The sequence below is a fragment of the Hafnia sp. CBA7124 genome (assembly GCF_002355555.1).
Lineage (GTDB): Bacteria > Pseudomonadota > Gammaproteobacteria > Enterobacterales > Enterobacteriaceae > Hafnia > Hafnia alvei.
The window spans coordinates 3,608,409-3,624,085 of sequence record NZ_AP017469.1 but is presented as its reverse complement, the minus strand read 5'-3'; the positions used below and the strand labels follow the sequence as shown (position 1 = coordinate 3,624,085).

Annotated in this window: 15 protein-coding genes; 6 read left to right on the top strand and 9 right to left on the bottom strand. The window is 50.3% G+C overall.

What is annotated here, in order from left to right:
* Positions 1 to 68: 68 nt before the first annotated feature.
* Together secA and mutT are read left to right on the top strand one after the other, a co-directional pair.
* Positions 69 to 2,777: a preprotein translocase subunit SecA gene (gene secA / locus CPY98_RS16625; RefSeq protein ID WP_025800354.1), complete on the top strand. Its 2,709-nt coding sequence runs from the start codon at positions 69 to 71 to the stop codon at positions 2,775 to 2,777.
* Between the two features lie 106 nt (positions 2,778 to 2,883).
* On the top strand, positions 2,884 to 3,273 hold the full coding sequence (gene mutT, locus CPY98_RS16620; protein ID WP_040045447.1) for an 8-oxo-dGTP diphosphatase MutT: 390 nt from the start codon (positions 2,884 to 2,886) through the stop codon (positions 3,271 to 3,273).
* A gap of 72 nt (positions 3,274 to 3,345) precedes the next feature.
* Here the strand turns inward: mutT and yacG are convergent, their stop codons facing one another.
* From yacG to coaE, 3 genes are all read right to left on the bottom strand, one after another.
* Positions 3,346 to 3,540, bottom strand: a complete 195-nt coding sequence (gene yacG / locus CPY98_RS16615; RefSeq protein WP_025800352.1) for a DNA gyrase inhibitor YacG — start codon at positions 3,538 to 3,540, stop codon at positions 3,346 to 3,348.
* Positions 3,541 to 3,604: 64 nt separating this feature from the next.
* Entirely contained in the window at positions 3,605 to 4,357 is a 753-nt protein-coding gene (zapD, locus tag CPY98_RS16610) for a cell division protein ZapD (RefSeq protein WP_096388457.1), read from the bottom strand.
* A complete protein-coding gene (coaE, locus tag CPY98_RS16605; protein WP_043495381.1) occupies positions 4,350 to 4,973 on the bottom strand; it encodes a dephospho-CoA kinase in 624 nt (207 codons plus the stop codon). Before coaE ends, zapD begins: the two co-directional genes overlap by 8 nt.
* 394 nt (positions 4,974 to 5,367) lie before the next feature.
* Here coaE and CPY98_RS16600 point away from each other — a divergent pair, with 394 nt between their 5' ends.
* Positions 5,368 to 6,414, top strand: a complete 1,047-nt coding sequence (locus CPY98_RS16600) for a GMP reductase (protein WP_025800349.1) — start codon at positions 5,368 to 5,370, stop codon at positions 6,412 to 6,414.
* A gap of 84 nt (positions 6,415 to 6,498) precedes the next feature.
* On the opposite strand, the gene hofC is transcribed toward CPY98_RS16600, so the two are convergent.
* Genes hofC through ppdD form a run of 3 tightly spaced genes read right to left on the bottom strand, consistent with a single transcriptional unit; the run spans position 6,499 to position 9,584 of the window.
* On the bottom strand, positions 6,499 to 7,695 hold the full coding sequence (hofC, locus tag CPY98_RS16595; RefSeq protein ID WP_096388456.1) for a protein transport protein HofC: 1,197 nt from the start codon (positions 7,693 to 7,695) through the stop codon (positions 6,499 to 6,501).
* Between the two features lie 6 nt (positions 7,696 to 7,701).
* Positions 7,702 to 9,057 (bottom strand): ATPase, T2SS/T4P/T4SS family, encoded by a 1,356-nt coding sequence (locus CPY98_RS16590; protein WP_051874178.1) that lies wholly within the window; start codon positions 9,055 to 9,057, stop codon positions 7,702 to 7,704.
* A 44-nt stretch (positions 9,058 to 9,101) separates the two neighbouring features.
* The gene (ppdD, locus tag CPY98_RS16585) at positions 9,102 to 9,584 is read right to left on the bottom strand and encodes a prepilin peptidase-dependent pilin (RefSeq protein WP_052123027.1); all 483 of its coding nucleotides are present in this window, start codon (positions 9,582 to 9,584) and stop codon (positions 9,102 to 9,104) included.
* On the opposite strand from ppdD, the gene CPY98_RS20880 reads away from it, so the two are divergent.
* Complete coding sequence (locus CPY98_RS20880; RefSeq protein ID WP_147602447.1) at positions 9,576 to 9,758, top strand: hypothetical protein; 183 nt, start codon at positions 9,576 to 9,578, stop codon at positions 9,756 to 9,758. The two genes, ppdD and CPY98_RS20880, sit on opposite strands and share 9 nt — an antisense overlap.
* 7 nt (positions 9,759 to 9,765) lie before the next feature.
* Here CPY98_RS20880 and nadC read toward each other — a convergent pair whose 3' ends face one another.
* Positions 9,766 to 10,656: a carboxylating nicotinate-nucleotide diphosphorylase gene (nadC, locus tag CPY98_RS16580; protein ID WP_025800345.1), complete on the bottom strand. Its 891-nt coding sequence runs from the start codon at positions 10,654 to 10,656 to the stop codon at positions 9,766 to 9,768.
* A 211-nt stretch (positions 10,657 to 10,867) separates the two neighbouring features.
* On the opposite strand from nadC, the gene ampD reads away from it, so the two are divergent.
* Together ampD and ampE are read left to right on the top strand one after the other, a co-directional pair.
* Positions 10,868 to 11,425, top strand: coding sequence for a 1,6-anhydro-N-acetylmuramyl-L-alanine amidase AmpD (ampD, locus tag CPY98_RS16575; RefSeq protein WP_025800344.1), 558 nt, complete (start codon positions 10,868 to 10,870; stop codon positions 11,423 to 11,425).
* 20 nt (positions 11,426 to 11,445) lie between these two features.
* The gene (ampE, locus tag CPY98_RS16570) at positions 11,446 to 12,300 is read left to right on the top strand and encodes a beta-lactamase regulator AmpE (RefSeq protein WP_025800343.1); all 855 of its coding nucleotides are present in this window, start codon (positions 11,446 to 11,448) and stop codon (positions 12,298 to 12,300) included.
* 789 nt (positions 12,301 to 13,089) lie between these two features.
* Here the strand turns inward: ampE and CPY98_RS16565 are convergent.
* Together CPY98_RS16565 and CPY98_RS16560 are read right to left on the bottom strand one after the other, a co-directional pair.
* The gene (locus CPY98_RS16565) at positions 13,090 to 14,040 is read right to left on the bottom strand and encodes a family 43 glycosylhydrolase (RefSeq protein ID WP_096388455.1); all 951 of its coding nucleotides are present in this window, start codon (positions 14,038 to 14,040) and stop codon (positions 13,090 to 13,092) included.
* Positions 14,041 to 14,065: 25 nt separating this feature from the next.
* On the bottom strand, positions 14,066 to 15,469 hold the full coding sequence (locus tag CPY98_RS16560; RefSeq protein ID WP_025800341.1) for a glycoside-pentoside-hexuronide (GPH):cation symporter: 1,404 nt from the start codon (positions 15,467 to 15,469) through the stop codon (positions 14,066 to 14,068).
* Positions 15,470 to 15,677: the final 208 nt, after the last annotated feature.

Genomic DNA, 15,677 nt, shown 5'->3' with positions numbered 1-15,677 from the left:
TATACCATCTCATCACTATAAAATTTGGGCGATCGTCAAGCATCGCTCCTTAAGAGATATTAAGAATTATGTTAATTAAATTATTGACCAAGGTTTTTGGTAGCCGTAACGATCGTACGCTGCGCCGTATGCGCAAAGCCGTAGCGCTGATTAATCAGATGGAACCGGAGATGGAAAAACTCTCCGACGACGAGCTAAAAGCAAAAACCAATGAGTTCCGTGAGCGTTTGGCCAAAGGCGCAACGGTAGAAAGTCTGTTGCCAGAAGCCTTTGCGACCGTTCGTGAAGCGAGTAAGCGTGTGTTTGGTATGCGTCACTTCGACGTTCAGCTGTTAGGCGGTATGGTTCTGAATGACCGCTGTATTGCAGAAATGCGTACTGGTGAAGGTAAAACCCTGACAGCAACCCTGCCGGCTTATCTGAATGCGCTCAGCGGCAAAGGCGTGCACGTTGTTACCGTGAACGACTACTTGGCACAGCGTGACGCCGAAAACAACCGTGCACTGTTCGAGTTCCTTGGTCTGTCTGTGGGTATCAACCTGCCTGGTATGACCGCACCCGCGAAACGTGCCGCTTACGCCGCTGATATCACCTACGGTACGAACAACGAATACGGTTTTGACTACCTGCGCGACAACATGGCGTTTAGCCCTGAAGAACGCGTTCAGCGCAAACTGCATTATGCGCTGGTGGATGAGGTCGACTCCATTCTGATCGATGAAGCGCGTACGCCGCTGATCATCTCAGGCCCTGCAGAAGACAGCTCCGAGATGTACATCCGTGTGAACAAGCTGATTCCTAAGCTCATCCGTCAGGAAAAAGAAGACTCGGATACCTTCCAAGGCGAAGGCCACTTCTCGGTTGATGAGAAAAGCCGTCAGGTTAACCTGACCGAACGTGGTCTGATCCTGATTGAAGAGATGCTGGTTGAAGCGGGCATCATGGAAGAAGGCGAGTCCCTGTACTCTCCAGCTAACATTATGCTGATGCATCACGTTACCGCGGCATTGCGTGCACATGTGCTGTTTACGCGTGACGTTGACTATATCGTTAAAGATGGTGAAGTTATCATCGTCGATGAGCACACCGGCCGTACCATGCAAGGTCGTCGCTGGTCTGATGGTCTGCATCAGGCGGTTGAAGCGAAAGAAGGCGTTGAGATCCAAAACGAAAACCAAACGCTGGCTTCTATCACCTTCCAGAACTACTTCCGTCTGTATGAAAAATTAGCCGGTATGACCGGTACTGCTGATACCGAAGCATTCGAATTTAGCTCTATCTACAAGCTGGATACCATCGTTGTTCCTACTAACCGCCCAATGATCCGTAAAGATATGCCAGATCTGGTCTATATGACTGAAATGGAAAAAATCGGTGCGATTATTGAAGATATCCGTGAATGTACTAAACGTGGACAGCCGGTGCTGGTGGGTACTATCTCGATTGAAAAATCAGAAGTGGTTTCTCAGGAGCTGACTAAAGCGGGTATCAAACACAACGTATTGAACGCCAAGTTCCATGCGAAAGAAGCCGATATCGTTGCCAACGCCGGTCAGCCAGGCGCGGTAACTATCGCAACCAACATGGCGGGTCGTGGTACTGACATCGTGTTGGGCGGCAGCTGGCAGACGGAAGTCGCAGAGCTGGTTGAACCAACTGACGAGCAGATTGAGGCTATTAAAGCCGCATGGAAAATCCGCCATGACGCAGTTCTGGCAGCGGGCGGTTTACACATCATTGGTACCGAACGTCACGAATCACGCCGTATCGATAACCAGCTGCGTGGCCGTGCGGGCCGTCAGGGTGATGCTGGTTCTTCTCGCTTCTACCTGTCTATGGAAGATGCCTTGATGCGTATCTTCGCTTCTGACCGCGTTACCGGCATGATGCGTAAACTGGGGATGAAACCAGGCGAAGCCATCGAGCATCCTTGGGTCACTAAAGCCATTGCCAATGCGCAGCGTAAAGTTGAAAGCCGTAACTTCGATATTCGTAAGCAGCTGCTGGAATATGATGATGTGGCCAATGACCAACGCCGTGCGATCTACACCCAGCGTAACGAGCTGCTGGACGTAAGCGACGTTAGCGAAACCATTACCAGCATCCGTGAAGACGTCTTTAAAACCGTGCTTGATACCTATATTCCACCGCAGTCGCTGGAAGAGATGTGGGATATCGAAGGTCTGCAAGAGCGTCTGAAGAATGACTTTGATTTGGAAATGCCAATCAAAGAGTGGCTGGATAAAGAGCCAGAATTGCATGAAGAAACTCTGCGCGAACGTATTTTCCAGCAGGCTGTTGAAGTTTATCAGCGTAAAGAAGAAGTTGTGGGCGTTGAAATGATGCGCAACTTTGAGAAAGGCGTAATGCTGCAAACGCTGGACTCCCTGTGGAAAGAGCATTTGGCTGCCATGGACTACCTGCGTCAGGGTATCCATCTGCGTGGCTATGCGCAGAAAGATCCTAAGCAAGAATATAAGCGTGAATCCTTCGCGATGTTCGCCGCCATGTTGGAATCGCTGAAATATGAAGTGATCAGCGTGCTGAGCAAAGTTCAGGTGCGCATGCCAGAAGAAGTTGAGGCAATGGAACAGCAGCGTCGTGAAGAAGCTGAGCGCTTGGCTCGCCAACAGCAACTGAGCCACGTCGACGATGCAACTCTGGTTGCACAGGATCTGGCTTCTCAGACCGGTGAGCGCAAAGTTGGTCGTAACGATCCATGCCCTTGTGGTTCTGGCAAAAAATACAAACAGTGTCATGGTCGCCTGCAAGGCTAATCACTTAACGCTGTGAACATAATCGTTATCAAGGGATACGCTTTGGCGTATCCCTTTTTCTTATCTTCTCAGGTAAGAATGTCATCAGAAGGAATAAGCTATGAGCCTGAAACACTTGCACATTGCAGTAGGCATTATTCGCAATGACGAAGGGGAGATTTTCATTACTCAGCGTGGCGGCGACTCGCATTTATCCGGCCTGTGGGAGTTTCCCGGCGGAAAAATTGAGGTTAATGAGAGCCCGGTTCAGGGATTGCAGCGCGAATTATTAGAAGAAACGGGGATCGAAGTCTTAGACAGTGAATTGCTGTACCAGCTGGATCATCGTTTTAGCGACCGTATCGTTACGCTCTATTTTTATTTGGTTAAGCGTTGGAATAAAACGCCATACGGGCGAGAAGGCCAGCCAATGCGTTGGGTGCATCAACATCAGCTGAAAGCCGAAGAGTTTCCTGAGCCTAACAAGCCAGTTATCGAACAGCTTAACAAGGCATAGCGCCGTTCAAAGCATTTTGTTACTCAAAACATAGCTCAAATGGCGTAGGCAAAACCTACGCCTGTGAGTGCATTACAGCTCTTCACTCCAGTCATCGCTTTCTGAAAGATCTGAATTGCTCGGAATGCGTTTCTCTTCATCGGCCCATTCGCCAAGGTCAATCAGCTGGCAGCGCTTGCAGCAGAAAGGGCGATATGGGCTTTGCTCGCCCCAAATTACGGATTTGCCGCAGATAGGGCAGTTCACCGTCATAGTTTCATCTGTCATTTTCTATTTCCTTTCGTGCTCACGTTTTGAGAACGCCTCAGCATCGTGAGCCTTTAGTGCATTTTTAGCAGCAGGCCAGTTCAAACTGCAAACGTTCTGGAACAGTTCCTTGCTCGCTATCAAGCGGTAAGAAGCGGATCGCAAAACGCGTTTTGTGGCCAGAAACCTGTGGGTATACCTGCAAATTCAACGCAATATTCATTCGCAGCAGATCGGCATCTTCCGCGTTATCCTGATAAAAACCGTTGAGGCTGATCATCGGTTTGAACACGCCAGAGTTACGGATTAAGTTTAGAATTAACGTTAGCGTTGCGGACAATGGTTCAAGGGAGATGAGCCAAGAGTCGACGAGTTCGTCACGAATTTCTTGCGGCTGATGAAGCCAAATATGCAGCGTTGGCAGGTCAAAACTACAGCAACCACCGGGGATACCCAAACGCTGACGAACCAAGGCGATAAGACGATCTTCACGCAGCTGTTGGCCAATACGCGGCGCAGCCATCAATGTGGCGGCCTGATTTTTCAGTTGGCCACGTAATTGGCGGATCATCTCCTGATCGACGCCGGGAACTTCAGTCCATTGCAGAAGTTTTCGCTGCTGGCGCTCAAGCTCTTTTAACAGCTCGGTGCGCACTTCGCCGCGCTCTAGAACATCAAGCAAATCGGCCGTGGTACGAAAAAAGGCAAGGGCGCCAGTGATATCTTGTAGATGTCTATGTTGCTGTAATTGCTGAAGTAGAAAATCAATTCGTAGCCAAGTACGCATCTTTTCATTTAGCGGATGTTCAAACAAAACAGTCGTAGATGTATCACTCATGGTGTGGATCCTGTTGGGTCGCTGCCGCCAGATCTAGATAGTGACGATGCAGTGAGGCAACGCGCGGCGCGATGGTTTCAGGGCTACCGCTGTTCTCAATAATATCATCAGCATAGGCTAAACGTTGTGAACGTGTGGCCTGAGCTGCCAAAATGTTTGCGGCTTGTTCGCGAGAAACACCGTCGCGAGCCATTGTCCGCTGAAGCTGTACTTCAGGATCAACGTCAACCACCAACACGCGCTGTGCTCGCTGAGTTAATCCGTTTTCAATCAACAGAGGAACTACCCATAACGCGTAAGGGGCATCAATAGTGGCGAGTTGACGCTGCGTCTCTTGATGGATCATGGGATGCAGCAGGCTGTTGAGCCACCTTTTTTCCTGCGGCTGATTAAAAATAATTTCTCGCAGTAATGCCCGATTTAATGAGCCATCACCCAGCAATATCTTCTGACCGAAATGTGCGGCAATTTTTTGTAGCGCGGGAGCGCCAACGGCTACGACCTGTCTGGCAATGACGTCGGCATCAACAACGGGAACGCCCAACTGGCTGAACGCATCCGCGACAGTGCTTTTACCACTGCCGATCCCACCGGTTAATGCAACGATGTAGGTCATCAAGCCACCTTTTCATAGCCAATTAGCGCATCACTGTTTGCTGGCTAACACCTTAATCAACCCACAATGGGTGCGAGAAATAAATGCCATGCGAATCATAATGGTCCTAGCGCCAAGTGCAAGCAAGGATCTTATTGGCTCGACTATTTTGAGAAAAAAACAGGCGCAATTGTAAGGTTTGCGCTTTTCGATGCAGAAAAATGTGATATGGAAGGGGTTGGCTGGCTGAAGTAAATTTATGGGAGTGTAACCTAAATTTTGATGAAAAAGCAGTCTTGTCGAGGTGGAATTCTTGCGTATGATAACGTCACTGGAACTGGCGTCATGCAACAGCCAATCGTTTGTATGATTGCATTCCCTGCGAATCGTCGCCGTTAACCAGGAAACCAAACACATGCGTATTGAAGAAGATCTGAAGTTAGGCTTTAAAGATGTCCTGATCCGCCCTAAGCGTTCAACCTTAAAAAGCCGTTCTGAAGTTGAGCTTGAGCGTGAGTACACCTTTAAGCATTCAGGATGGAAGTGGTCCGGCGTTCCGGTTATCGCAGCCAATATGGACACGGTAGGCACTTTCCGCATGGCAGAAGCGCTCGCTTCTTTCGATGTTCTGACCGCCGTTCACAAACATTACACCGTAGAACAATGGCAGCAGTTCGTTCAGCGTTCGTCTGAAAGCGTACTGCGTCATGTTATGGTTTCTACCGGTACCTCTGAAGCTGACTTCGTGAAGATGAAGCAGATTCTGGCTTTATCCCCATCACTGAAATTTATCTGTATCGACGTTGCTAATGGTTATTCAGAGCACTTTGTGGCATTCCTGCGTAAAGCGCGCGAAGCATGCCCAGATAAAGTGATCTGTGCGGGTAACGTTGTGACCGGTGAAATGGTCGAAGAGCTGATTTTGTCCGGCGCAGACATCGTAAAAGTCGGCATCGGGCCGGGGTCAGTCTGCACCACACGTGTGAAAACCGGCGTTGGCTATCCACAGCTGTCCGCCGTGATTGAATGTGCCGATGCTGCGCATGGTCTGGGTGGGCAAATTGTATCCGACGGTGGTTGCACCGTTCCGGGTGATGTGGCTAAAGCTTTCGGCGGTGGCGCTGATTTCGTAATGCTGGGTGGTATGCTGGCTGGGCATGATGAATGTGAAGGCCGTATCGTTGAAGACGAAAGCGGTGATAAATTCATGCTGTTCTACGGCATGAGCTCTGAATCTGCCATGAATCGCCACGTTGGCGGTGTGGCTGGCTATCGTGCCGCTGAAGGCAAAACCGTGCGCCTCCCGCTGCGTGGACCGGTAGATAACACCGTTCGTGATATCTTGGGTGGCCTGCGCTCAGCGTGTACCTATGTGGGTGCAGAGCGTTTGAAAGAGCTGACCAAGCGCACCACCTTTATCCGCGTTGCGGAACAGGAAAACCGCGTTTACGGTTCTAACTAATTTAGCACTCTCAATGCAGCCATTCTGTTGATACAGGGTGGCTGTTTTGTTTTATTTTATGCCTTCTTTGCCCGTCATCATTTCTTATTGCAATACGCTGCCCAACTGAAAAATAGGGAGATACATTGCAAGCACTAAGCCGCCAACAACAATACCCATAATCACCATCATGATAGGTTCTACCATCTGTGCCAGCGCGTCGCTTAGGCTATTAGCCTGATGCTGATAATGCTGTGCCAAGCGCGACATCATGTGGTCAAGCCCGCCGGATTCCTCACCGACTCGTATTAGTTGAAAACACAGCGTTGGAAATACTGACTGTTGTTTTATGGCGACGCTTAGGGCATCTCCCTGCTGTAAATTCTGGCTCACATCTTCGACTGCCTGCCGAAAAATAGGATTCTGCTGCGCCTGAGCCGCATTATCTAACCCTTTTAATAGCGGCAATCCTGCCTGTTGGGTCATGGCGAGACTGAAAAAGAGCTGGCTAAGATTTGCCGTTGATATCAAACAACCGATGATGGGTAACCGTAATAACATTCGCTGGGTTTGTTTTCTGAATGATGGAGAGCGCTGATAGCGCCATAACATCAGAAGCGCTGCTGAAGTGTTAATCCCAACAATCGATGGCGCATGCTGAATTAGCATCTGAGAGCAAGCCATCAATGCGCGCGTGAATGCAGGCAAGGGGGCATTAAAACTTCGGTAGAGATCGGAAAATTGCGGTAATACCCAAACCAGCATAATGACGATCACGATCAGTGTGACGCTGAGTAAGAGAGCGGGATAGCGCAACGCTTTGCCGATCTTGGCTTTGAGTTCGGCTTGGCGCTTCTGCTGTTCTGCTAACGCAAAACAGCTTTGATCCAGCCTTCCTGTCAATTCTGCCGTGGCAATGGTTTTGCTATACACCGGAGGAAAGATGTCTGAGAAAGTGACCATCGCCTCTGAAAGAGGTGTACCCATACTCACCTGCTGTTCAAGTCGTTGAAGCAAGCACCGCCAATGGCGATGTGGGTGATCTTCTGACAGCATTAGTAGGCATTTAGCCAAAGGTAATCCCGCATGCAGCAACGTGGCGAGCTGTTCGATAGCATGAATGCAATCGGCATTCTTCCACGCCAAAGGGCGCAGGCTATACTGCCGCTGCATTTTTAACGGTGTGAGGTCTTGTCTCTGTAGCTGTAAAAATGCCTGATCTTTTTGTTTGGCGAGACAGATGCCCGTTTGCAATTGTTGCGCGGGATCTATCGCTAACCACGTGAAGAGCGCATAAGCCATCTATGTTCACCGTGTGTTGTCAGCATAATGACTACCCAATACACGCACGACTTCCGCGAGTGAGGTTTCTCCTCGATGAGCAAGCTGAAGACCTGCCTGCCATAGCGACACAACGCCTTGTTGCTGTGACAGCGAGTAAATGTCTAGCGCGGAGGCATGAGCGAGCAGCGCGTGTTGGATTTCACGGGAAATCGGCAAGATTTCGTAAACCGCTTTTCGACCATAGTAACCGTTGAAGCAGTGCTCGCAGCCAACGGCTATCCAGTGATGAAACTCATCGCCTTGCCACTGGCTGGGGGTGAGTTTTTGAGCGGTGTGATCGCGTTGGCGACAATGCTGACAAAGTTTGCGCACCAGCCGCTGTGCTATAACGAGGCTCAAACTGGCGGCGATAAGGTAAGGCTTAACATTTAGCTGAGATAAACGCACCAGCGTTTCGCTAGCAGAATTGGTATGTAGTGTAGATAGCACCAGATGCCCCGTTTGTGCTGCATTGACAGCAATCTCCGCCGTTTCAGCATCGCGGATCTCGCCGATCATAATTACATCGGGGTCTTGACGCAGCAGCGCACGTAGGACGGTGGTAAATCCGAGCGCGGCTTTGGTGTTAATTGCGGTTTGGTTGACACCTTCCAACGGCGACTCAACCGGATCTTCCACGCTGCAAATGTTGATCTCTGGCGAATGCAAATAGTTAAGGCTGCTATAGAGCGTGGCTGTTTTTCCACTTCCCGTTGGCCCTGTGACTAAAATCAGCCCCTGAGGTTTGCTCAATGTGGATTTAAACGTGCTAAGCGCTTGGGGTTCGAACCCCAAGTCGTCGAGCTCAAAAGGCTGAGCCCCATCTTGCACCTGACGCAGTACCACTTTTTCACCAAGCCGAGTGGGCAGGGTGGAAATACGAAAGGTCGCGCTCTGGGCATTTAGCGCGATGTTAAGTTGCCCATCCTGTGGAATGCGGCGTTCCGCGATATCCAGTTCAGCCATCACTTTTAGCCGAGGGATGATGCGCAGAGTTTCGCTGCCGCTCGGGATCCGCAGCGGCTGTAATACGCCATCAATGCGTAGGCGAACGCTTAGGCCGTCTCGTCTAGGTTCAAGATGGATGTCTGAGGCTCTTCGCTTGAGCGCTTGCTGAATAATATATTCGAGTAACTGCTTGGTTTTAACATCATCACCGGTGCTATCTGGTGGGTTTAATACTGTTGCATGATGCTGTTGGGCTGACTCTAGCTGGGCTACGCCCCACACATGCCAAACGACGGATTTCCCGCTGGCGAATTTTATTGCGTCGATGAGTTTGCTCGGAGCCACTGCGTGAGGTCCTGCGATCTGGATCGCTTGGCTATCAGCTTCGATCATGACACAGCCAAATTGGTGGCATAGCTGCTCAATATGTGGCTGGTTCACTGAGAGCCTCCTGCAGATGGGAAGCGCAGAACCTGCTCGCAGGCGGTGACAAGTGCGCTGTTTTCACCCGACGCCTGACAGTTTTTTTGCCAACTGAGATCGCCGCTGGTGCTGTCTAACTGTGGTGTGAGCGATGCGGTTAATCCTTTTAACGCCTGTTGCCCCACCGCAGTGATAATGCCTTGAGACACGTTGAGGCTGCTAACATACGTTGTACTTTTACTTTGAGGGATACCACTCGCCCCGATATTGCATTCAGAGAGGCTACCTTGTTCCAGTGCGCACAGCTCAATCGCCGTTTTATAGGGCATCATGGCCTGTAACATGTCGGTCATCGCCGCTTTTTGGATATAGCTTTGGTACGCCGGAATGCCTGCGGCGCTGAGAATGGCGATGATGGCGATCACGACCATTAGCTCAATGAGGGTAAAGCCGCTTTGATGATGGGCTATTAAGTGAGGAATCGTTGTTTGCTGCATGATGAGTCTCCGCTGTGTTGTGTAGCGCAGCATGCAATGAGCGATCGTGGCAGCCAAGTGCCGAAGGATAAGACTGGAAAGGTGATTGACGAGAAATTCAAACCTGTTGCAGGTTTCCACGCCATATTGCGAACAGCGCCGCAATATGGCGTAGGGGAATACTTAACGCTTTAATCAGGTACTACTGAAAACGCATGGAGAGATCGAGCGCTTTAATATGTTTGGTGAGGGCTCCGACCGAAATGAAATCAACGCCGGTTTCAGCAAACTCGCGCAGCGTTTCATCGGTCACATTGCCAGACACCTCTAGCTGGGCGAGATCGCCGGTTAGCGCCACGGCTTCACGCATCATATCGGTGGTGAAATTATCGAGCATGATAATATCGGCTCCGGCATCCAGCGCCTCTCTGAGCTCGTCGATGGATTCGACTTCCACTTCGACCGGCACATCGGTATGCATCCAAAATGCTTGTTCGACGGCTTTTTTTATCGAACCGGCGGCGATGATGTGGTTTTCTTTAATTAGGAAAGCGTCAGAAAGCCCAAGGCGGTGGTTGCTTCCGCCGCCACACAATACCGCATACTTCAGCGCGGTTCGCATGCCGGGGATGGTTTTTCGCGTGTCGAGCAGCTGCGTTTTTGTTCCGGCCAAAATCTTCACATAGTGGCTGACCGTTGTTGATACGCCGCTGAGCGTTTGTAAAAAGTTTAACGCGGTTCTTTCGCCGGTCAGTAGGATGCGGGCAGGGCCGGTCAGTTTACACAGGCATTGATTTGGAACCAATGTGTCACCATCTTTCACTTGCCACTCGATAGTGACTTTCCGCCCTAGCTGCAGAAAAACTTCTTCTAACCAGCGAACGCCGCAAAACACACCGGCTTCACGGGTGATGATGGTGGCGGTGGCTTCCCTATCGTTTGGCAATAGTTGCGCAGAGATATCACGGTCAGCGTCTACCTCGCCGCCTAGATCTTCTCGTAGAGCCAGAGACACCGCGTAAGGGATGTCGTTTTCAATACGTTCTAACAGCTCGGCTCGGCGCGTATCGGCGCTGTAGCGGCGTGTCGGCATAATAAAAACTCCGAAAGTAGCAGGTGATGACCTTCAGGCCATAAACCTGGACTGTTGATATAGGTCCAAGTATTAAGAATAATCATGCTACTCTGTTGCCGCTATAAGTACCATATATAGCCGTCATACTTGAAGCTGCATCTGTGTTGGCTGCAACTCTAATTATGTTGGCTATAGACAACACTCATTCGGTCAGGAGTAGCAGTAAGAAATGCGATTAAAAGACGGCTGGATTGTTGGCGTTGAGCGCGTGCCTTCGCCTCATTTTGACGATCGCCCAGATGGTGAAGAGCCGTCATTGCTGGTGGTTCATAATATTAGCTTACCGCCGGGTGAGTTTGGCGGGCCGTATATCAGCCAGCTTTTTACCGGGACATTACGTGCCGATGAGCATCCTTTTTTTGCTGAAATTCAGCATTTACGTGTCTCAGCACACTGCCTGATTCGCCGCGATGGAACTGTGATTCAATATGTGCCTTTTAATCGCCGAGCGTGGCATGCGGGAGTCTCTTGTTTTGAAGGGCGTGAACGCTGCAATGATTTTTCGATTGGCATTGAGTTAGAGGGCACGGATTCCCAAATGTTTGAGCCCGAGCAGTATCGCAAGCTGGCTGAAATTAACGCATTGCTGATGGATGAATACCCGATAACGCCTCAGCGTGTGACTGGACATAGCGATATTGCGCCAGGACGAAAAACCGATCCAGGCCCAATGTTTTTCTGGGATGAATATCGCCAGATTTTAAGTCGTTACATAAAAAATAAATAAAAAGTTGGGAGTTAAGAAGCATGACTCTGTTTTCGTTGTTACTGGTATTAGCGTGGGAGCGTTTGTTTAAGCTCGGCCACCATTGGCAAATCGATCACCGTTTTGAGCCGGTATTTCGCATGGGTTCGGGTGCATCGTTGCTCAAAACATTGCTGATGGCGATTGTTTGGATGGCGGTGGTGTTTGCCGCTTTGTGGGCTGCACACGGCATGTTCTTCGGTGTGCTGTCATTGGCGCTGTGGATTATCATTGCGCTGTTTTGTATTGGTGCCGGTGAGATCCGTAAGCACTATCGAGCCTATCTGGCGGCTGCTCGCAAAGGCGATGAACATGCCACCGATCAGATGGCGACTGAGCTGGCCTTGATTCATGGTTTACCGACGGATTGCACGGCTGATGTTCGTTTGCGTGAACTGCAAAATGCGCTGGTTTGGATTAACTTTCGTTTCTATCTCGCGCCGCTATTTTGGTTTGTGGTAGCCGGTCCTTATGGCCCCGTTGCATTAGCAGGATATGCCATGCTACGTGCTTACCAAACATGGCTAACACGTCAGGCTTCACCGCTATTGCGCGCACAATCAGGCGTGGATTTGATACTGAACTGGCTTGATTGGATCCCCGTGCGTTTAGCCGGTGTGACCTATGCGCTGCTAGGCCATGGTGAAAGGGCGCTGCCAGCATGGATCGCGTCACTGGGTGATGTTCATACGTCGCAATATAAAGTGCTGACTAATTTGGCTCAGTTCTCCTTAGCGCGCGATCCACATCTCGATCCGATTAAGACGCCGCGTGCGGCGGTAACGTTAGCGCGAAAGATCACTATGGTGTTGCTGGTGGTTGTGGCGCTGCTGACGATTTATGGGGCGTTAATGTAGGTGGGGTGGGGCTTCGTGCGTCAGCACTGTATATGTCAGAACAGTGAAAGGTTTCGTCCGCCGAATACACCGAGTTTCACATAAACATTGTGCTGGCGTCCGAGCAAGGCGGCTCAATCGCCGCCGCCTTGCATCCGGGCTCTTTTATGTTAGAACGATGAAGGGTTTCGTCCGCCAGTGAGCATTTGTGTTTCTATGAAGCCATTGGCGTAGGCGTCCGACGAAAGGTTGCTGGCGCGCAACCTCTCGACTCTCGCGCTTTTTACCGCGTTGTTTGGCCGACCGGTTTCGGAGCGCACGTCCTGTGCGCCCTCAACCTGCCACCAGCATCCCTGCTGGCGGCTCTAAAATGCATTCTTTAAACATGAAAAGACAAAAGATTTTTTTGTCTTCTTATCTTTTTATTTTTCTCTTTTCTTTTAATTGTTTAAGTTTTGGTAGAGAGAGCCGCCGGTACAGGGATATACCGGCGGAGTTTGGGGCGCCCGGGATGGGCGATACCAAACCGGAGCGGAGATGGCGTCTCGGATAAAAGCGCGTGAGTTGAGAGCCCCCGCGCAACGGGGCTCTCATCGGACGCCTACGCCATTGGTTTCATGGGAGTATATTTGCTCACAGGCGGACGAAACCTTTCACTGATCTAATACAGTACTGGCGGACGAAACCTTTCACTGATCTAATACAGTACTGGCGTACGAAAACTTTCACAGTTCTAACATATACACATACAGTACCGGCAGACGAAACCTTTCACCGCAATATCATTTGAATCGCCCCCCAGATACCCTCCTACCTATTATCCGCCAACGGCTCCCCAAACACTGGCATCCCTTGCTCATCCCACGCAAAGATTTTGATACGCGTGTGGCGGTTGGGGTCATACAACGGATCGCCTTCAATTTCAGTGTAGTTCCGGGCGTGGTAAACCAGTACGTCATCACCCTCTTTGGTTTGGGTAAAACTGTTATGCCCCGGACCAAATTGGCGGTTATGGCGTGCCGTACCAAATACGGGCTTTTGCGCTTTATGCCACTGAGAGACATCTAGAATGTCGGCGCCGTCTTTCGCCCATAGCAGCCCCATACAATAGTTTTCATCGGTGGCGCTGGCGGAGTAAGTGATAAAAACTCTTCCCCCACGACGAATGACCGCAGGCCCTTCGTTGACCCAAAAACCGCGCGTTTCCCATTCCAGTTCAGGTTTGCTCAACATCACTGGTTGGCCTTTTATCGTCCATGCGTTTTCAAGCTCAGCGAGGTAAAGATTAGAGTTACCGTAAACCTCAGGATCTTTCTGCGCCCAAAGATAATAGCGTTTACCTTGATATTCGAAGCTGGTGGCGTCGAGTGAAAACGTATCCAGCGGCGTGATGACTCTGCCGCGCTCAATCCAGTTTCCGCTTAGCGGATCGGTGCCGTTGCAGGTTAGAGCGAACATACGATGCTGGAATAGCCCTTCTTTAATCTCTGGTGAATGCGCAGCGGCAAAATAAATCACCCATTGCCCATTGAAGAAATGCAGCTCTGGCGCCCAAATCAGGTGGCTCATGGGGCCATTTTCTGGCTTGCGCCAAACCGTCACGGGTTTCGCGTCGGCCAGTTGTTCTAGCGTTTGGGCGCGACGTAGCTCCAAGCGATCGTATTCGGGCACCGAAGCGATGAAGTAATACCAACCATCCTGATGCAAATGAATATAGGGATCGGCGCGCTGTTCAATCAGCGGGTTAGGAAAAACGGTCATGTATAGCTCCCTGATATCTCGTGGATTAAACGGTATGTGGCTTCGCCTGTTTGGCATCGATTAGCGCATTGAGCTCTTGATAGTTTTCACGGCGTTTAGCCAGATCGCTCTGAATTTGAATCATCATATTGCGGTCAACTTTCAATAGGCGCACAACACCTGCGGTAATCAAATAGCCAATCCCCGGAATGATGGTGAAAAGCAGGATAATGCCGCCTACGGCGCTGTCGCTCTGACGTGCTGCACCGGCGTCGTAGCCGTAAGCTGAAAGTAAGAATCCCACCATCGCACCTGCCACGGCTAATCCGACTTTGAGGAAGAATAGGTTGCCTGAGAAGCTGATCCCGGTGCTGCGCTTACCGGTTTTCCATTCGCCGTAGTCGTCAACGTCGGCCATCAGCGACCAGTGCAGCGGGGAAGGGAGCTGGTGCAGGATATTGAGCAAGAAATAGAGCACTAGAACCAGAGTGGTCGCGTGAGGGTTTACCCAATAGAAGCCACAGGAGAAGATCGCGAGCACGATATTGGTCCAGAAGAAGACCTTAAGTTTGCAGTAGCGATCGGTTAACGGTTTCGCCAGCGCACTGCCGAACATCATGCCAATCACGCCCAAGCTGATAAACAGAGTGGCGAAATGCGTGCTTTTTTCCATTACCCACACCACGTAATACATGGTTGCGGCCATGCGAATAAAGCCCGGGCAGACGTTGCAGAACGTGAGTAGCAGAATACGTACCCACTGATCGTTCTTCCATACGTCGCGTAAATCTTGTTTCAGAGCATCATTACTGGGAACTGCGGGTTTTATACGCTCGCGAACGGTGGCAAAGCAGAACAGAAACATGAAGAGACCGATCAGCGCCAGCACGCCCATCGCCATCTGATAGCCTTTCGCTTTATCTTCACCGCCAAACCAATCCGCCATCGGCAGAAGGGTAGAAGACAAAATCAACGTGGCGATCCCAACCATGATGAAACGATAAGACTGGCAGGAAACGCGCTCTTTGGGATCGGCGGTGATAACGCCGCCCAGTGAGCAATAAGGAATATTGATGGCGGTATAGGTCAGTGACATCAGGAAATAGGTCACGAACGCATAGATAACTTTGCTGTTATAAGTCCATTCTGGGGTGGTAAACATCAATACGCTGAAAATGACGTAAGGGAATGATACCCAGAGTAGATAAGGACGAAAGCGCCCCCAGCGGGTTTGAGTGCGGTCGGCAATAGCGCCCATAATCGGGTCGGTAACGGCATCCAAAACACGCACTGAGAGGAGCAACACGCCAACTAATGCGGGAGCTAAACCGAAGATATCGGTGTAGAAATAGCTCAGGAACATCATGATGGCACCGCCGATCATGTTGCAACCCGCATCCCCCATTCCGTACCCGATCTTTTCTTTTACCGAGAGCTTGTTTTCATTCATGGCTAACATCCTCACATAGAAATTATTTAGCTATCTTGATGAGGATTATGTGCTCGAATACCTTGATTCTATGGGTAAAGGTTTAGCTGGCGAGATGGATAAATGTGCTACTGACTTGGAACTGTGAACGGGGTAACAATTTTCGCTTTCGCAAAGAAAGCGCATCATAAAAATAAAGCCCCCGACATGCGGAGGCTTTAAGAATATT

Bases quoted from the DNA above. Each gene is read 5' to 3' on its own strand.
- CPY98_RS16565 (WP_096388455.1), bottom strand. From the start codon at position 14,040: ATGACCGTTTTTCCTAACCCGCTGATTGAACAGCGCGCCGATCCCTAT.
- yacG (WP_025800352.1), bottom strand. From the start codon at position 3,540: ATGACAGATGAAACTATGACGGTGAACTGCCCTATCTGCGGCAAATCC.
- ampD (WP_025800344.1), top strand. From the start codon at position 10,868: ATGCGATTAAAAGACGGCTGGATTGTTGGCGTTGAGCGCGTGCCTTCG.
- ppdD (WP_052123027.1), bottom strand. From the start codon at position 9,584: ATGCAGCAAACAACGATTCCTCACTTAATAGCCCATCATCAAAGCGGC.
- zapD (WP_096388457.1), bottom strand. From the start codon at position 4,357: ATGAGTGATACATCTACGACTGTTTTGTTTGAACATCCGCTAAATGAA.
- ampE (WP_025800343.1), top strand. From the start codon at position 11,446: ATGACTCTGTTTTCGTTGTTACTGGTATTAGCGTGGGAGCGTTTGTTT.
- secA (WP_025800354.1), top strand. From the start codon at position 69: ATGTTAATTAAATTATTGACCAAGGTTTTTGGTAGCCGTAACGATCGT.
- hofC (WP_096388456.1), bottom strand. From the start codon at position 7,695: ATGGCTTATGCGCTCTTCACGTGGTTAGCGATAGATCCCGCGCAACAA.
- CPY98_RS16590 (WP_051874178.1), bottom strand. From the start codon at position 9,057: ATGATCGAAGCTGATAGCCAAGCGATCCAGATCGCAGGACCTCACGCA.
- coaE (WP_043495381.1), bottom strand. From the start codon at position 4,973: ATGACCTACATCGTTGCATTAACCGGTGGGATCGGCAGTGGTAAAAGC.
- CPY98_RS16600 (WP_025800349.1), top strand. From the start codon at position 5,368: ATGCGTATTGAAGAAGATCTGAAGTTAGGCTTTAAAGATGTCCTGATC.
- nadC (WP_025800345.1), bottom strand. From the start codon at position 10,656: ATGCCGACACGCCGCTACAGCGCCGATACGCGCCGAGCCGAGCTGTTA.
- CPY98_RS16560 (WP_025800341.1), bottom strand. From the start codon at position 15,469: ATGAATGAAAACAAGCTCTCGGTAAAAGAAAAGATCGGGTACGGAATG.